This is a genomic window from Flavobacterium ustbae, assembly GCF_003946915.1.
In the GTDB taxonomy this organism is placed as follows: domain Bacteria; phylum Bacteroidota; class Bacteroidia; order Flavobacteriales; family Flavobacteriaceae; genus Flavobacterium; species Flavobacterium ustbae.
Genome location: NZ_RPOC01000047.1, coordinates 1 through 529, shown reverse-complemented (window position 1 = coordinate 529; position 529 = coordinate 1). Strand labels below are relative to the sequence as shown.

At 43.9% G+C, this 529-nt stretch carries 1 protein-coding gene; it reads right to left on the bottom strand.

Translation table 11 applies throughout. The features are described from left to right. A partial coding sequence (locus tag EG814_RS20890; RefSeq protein ID WP_206430335.1) for an Ig-like domain-containing protein occupies positions 1-529 on the bottom strand: 529 nt, incomplete at both ends.

Here is a 529-nt window from a genome sequence, read left to right as displayed (position 1 = left end):
CACATCAACTGTTAATCTTGTAGCGCTTTCGCAGCCTGTTGCAGTGTCTGAAATTGCTGCAAAATACTGGCCTGTTGTTAAAACTGTTGTTGGCGCAATAACTGTTCCGCCAGTTGCAGCCGTGTACCAAACAATATTTGCTGCCGGAGTAGTCTGAATGCTTGCAAAAGTGGGAGCGTCAACCGTACAGAAATTTTGCGTTCCTGCCGTTACTAAAGTTGGAGTTCCCGGATCGTTTACAATTACATTAACTGTTAATCTTGTAGCGCTTTCGCATCCAGTAGTTGGATCAGAAATTGCTGCAAAATATTGTCCTGTAGAAAGTGCAGTTGTAGATGGAATTGCTGTTCCGCCTGTTAAAGCTGTATACCAAACTATATTTGCTGCTGGTGTAGTCTGAATGCTTGCAAATGTCGGTGCATCTTCCAAACAGAAGTTTTGCGTTCCTGCTGTCACTAATGTCGGAGTTCCAGGGTCGCTTACAATTACGTCAACTGTTAATCTTGTAGCGCTTTCGCATCCAGTAGCT